Below are 2,852 nucleotides of genomic sequence, written 5' to 3' on the forward strand. Positions count from 1 at the left end.
AGGGTAAGCGGATTAAATGGTTGATCTTACCTTTGCATGAGAGTGAGACAGACCGGCATCTCATCGGATTATCTGGTTGATGCTTCACCTACTGCTGGTGCATGTTTCCTTCGCTAATTCCAGCAAGAACCCCACACGCCTCAACTTCCCGGTCATCGTTGCAACTCGCTCTCAGTGAAACGAGTTGTTTCTCAAGCGCTTGCAGAGCGGTTATCTGCGACCGCACATGAGAGATGTGATCATCGAGCAAGGCGTTGACGGCGGTACAAGGCTGATGAGGGTCGTCCTGATAGCTCTGTAGTTCGTGAACCTCAGCCAGTGACAGGCCCAGGATTCTGCAGCGACGGATGAAGGCCAGCCCCTCACCATGCTTCTCGGTATAGACACGGTAACCGTTGTCCTGCCGATCAGGCGGCGGCAACAAGCCCTGCTGTTCATAGAAGCGGATCGTCTGTGTTTCGACCCCTACCAACTGCGCCAACTGACCAATGCGCATCAGCCTCCTCCCCAACGGATTCTTTACTCTATTGACCTTATAGTAGCTTTATAGTTTTAAATGGTACCACAACATTGTTCAAGTGGAGTCGTATCATGAGCAAATCCTGTGGTGGCGCCTGTGGCGGTGATGCAACGTCCGCAGCGGATACCGATATACAGGCCTCCTCCGAGGCGCCAGGGAGATGGGTCAGTGTTTATGCCGTGCCGAAGATGGACTGTCCATCAGAAGAACGAATGATTCGCCTAGCCCTGAACGGCTTTGAGGAGATTCGGGCGCTGTCCTTCGACTTGTCGAACCGCCGGCTGAAGGTCGTGCATGACGGCGAGGTCGAGCCCGTCACCTCGAAACTGAAGACCTTGGGGCTAGGCGCCTCGCTTCAGGAAACCGTCGCTGCAAATCCGGAGACCATCAAGGCCGCCGAGTTTTCGGCAGCTTCTGCTAAGCAAGAATCCGGGACCCTGCGCTGGTTGCTCGGCATCAATGCACTTCTGTTCGTGGTGGAAATTACTGCCGGTCTGATGGCTCAGTCAACTGGCCTCATTGCAGAGTCCCTGGACAATTTTGCTGATGCGGCAGTGTACGGACTCGCTCTTTATGCGGTTGGGCATAGCGTGAAAAGGCAGGTCCGTGTTGCGCACGTTGCTGGTGTGGTCCAACTGGTTTTGGCTGTTGGCGTACTCGTAGAGGTCGTGAGGCGCTTTGTATTCGGTAGTGAGCCTGAATCGCTGGTGATGATGGCTATCGCATTCGTCGCATTGATTGCCAATACCAGTTGTCTGCTGCTCATATCCAAACATCGGGAAGGCGGGGCGCACATGAAGGCAAGCTGGATATTCTCGGCCAACGACGTGGTGATCAACCTGGGGGTCATCACCGCCGGCGCCCTGGTCGCGTGGACCGGGTCCAATTATCCGGATCTGATTATCGGCACCATCGCGGGGGGCATTGTACTTAACGGTGCCAGACGCATTTTGGCGTTGAAGGGTTAAATAATGCTCATTATTGGCAAAAAGCTCTCGCCGTATGCCCTATTGTCCATATCGGGCCTGCTGGCAGCGTCTGATCAGGCTGTAAAGTGGCTGGTGCAGCAATCAATGGCCTATGGCGAGTATGTTTCGGTGACCCCGTTCTTTAACTGGGTGCACCTATGGAACACCGGTGCCGCATTCAGTCTTTTTGCGAATGGTGGAGGCTGGCAGCGCTACTTTTTTATCGGAATCGCGGTAGTGGTCTCGATTTTTCTGATCAAGCTGATCCTTGAAAATCGTCATAAAGGAGAAGCCATCGCTTACAGTCTTATCCTCGGTGGCGCCATGGGCAACCTGATTGACCGGGTCTTTCGCGGCTATGTTGTGGATTCCTTTGATTTCTATTGGCGAGACTGGCATTGGCCGGCCTTCAACCTGGCTGATATTGCAATTGTCCTCGGTGCCTTACTTTTCGTTTCCAGCAGCTTGTTGGGTAAAAAAGCAAACACCAATGCCGAGTCGGATGGATCTGACTGACACCTACGCCTATACAACACCATGACCGAACTTCCCGACAACATCCTTCACCTGCCGCAATACCAAGTACTGGGCTGCAAATCAACCGACGACGAAATGCACTTCCAGGTGGACGTGCCCGATCCCATCGCCTGCGAGGAATGCGGCGTGCAGGGTGAGTTCGTACGGTTCGGCAAGCGTGACGTTCCCTATCGTGATCTGCCCATCCACAGCAAGCGGGTCACTCTCTGGGTGGTCCGCCGCCGATACACCTGCCGGGCCTGCAAGACAACATTCAGGCCCTAGCTACCGGAGATGGTGGACGGATTCCGTATGACACTGCGGCTGCATGAGTACGTGGAGAAGGAATCCTTCAACCACCCCTACACCTTTGTGGCGGCACAGACCGGCCTGGACGAGAAGACGGTGCGCGACATCTTCAACGCCCGCGCCGAGTTCCTGGGGCGCTGGCACCGCTTCGAGACGCCCCGCATCCTGGGCATTGACGAGCTATACCTGAACAAGCGCTACCGCTGCATTCTGACCAACATTGAGGAGCGAACCCTGCTCGACCTGCTGGCCACCCGCCGCCAGGACGTGGTGACCAACTACCTGATGAAGCTGAAAGACCGGCAGAAGGTCGAGATCGTCAGCATGGACATGTGGAACCCCTACCGGGCAGCGGTCAAGGCTGTGCTGCCCCAGGCCCGTATCGTGGTCGATAAGTTCCATGTGGTGCGCATGGCCAACGATGCCCTAGAGAGAGTGCGCAAGGGCCTCAGAAAGGAGCTGAAACCGTCCCAGAGCCGGACTCTCAAGGGAGACCGGAAAATCCTGCTGAAACGCGCTCACGAAGTCTCAGACCGGGA

The 2,852-nt window shown here is 55.5% G+C and carries 3 protein-coding genes and 1 pseudogene; 3 read left to right on the top strand and 1 reads right to left on the bottom strand.

The window, feature by feature from the left end; genetic code table 11:
- Positions 1 to 88 precede the first annotated feature (88 nt).
- Complete coding sequence (cadR, locus tag ABN256_RS18880; protein ID WP_053409935.1) at positions 89 to 496, bottom strand: Cd(II)/Pb(II)-responsive transcriptional regulator; 408 nt, start codon at positions 494 to 496, stop codon at positions 89 to 91.
- 95 nt (positions 497 to 591) lie between these two features.
- On the opposite strand from cadR, the gene ABN256_RS18885 reads away from it, so the two are divergent.
- From ABN256_RS18885 to ABN256_RS18895, 3 genes and pseudogenes are all read left to right on the top strand, one after another.
- A complete protein-coding gene (locus ABN256_RS18885; RefSeq protein WP_071192896.1) occupies positions 592 to 1,488 on the top strand; it encodes a cation efflux transmembrane domain-containing protein in 897 nt (298 codons plus the stop codon).
- A 3-nt stretch (positions 1,489 to 1,491) separates the two neighbouring features.
- A complete protein-coding gene (gene lspA / locus ABN256_RS18890; protein WP_003821921.1) occupies positions 1,492 to 2,004 on the top strand; it encodes a signal peptidase II in 513 nt (170 codons plus the stop codon).
- A gap of 21 nt (positions 2,005 to 2,025) precedes the next feature.
- A pseudogene (locus tag ABN256_RS18895) lies at positions 2,026 to 2,852 on the top strand (ISL3-like element ISPpu12 family transposase); the annotation flags it as partial.

It is taken from the genome of Proteus sp. fly-1008 (assembly GCF_040140305.1).
Lineage (GTDB): Bacteria > Pseudomonadota > Gammaproteobacteria > Enterobacterales > Enterobacteriaceae > Proteus > Proteus vulgaris_B.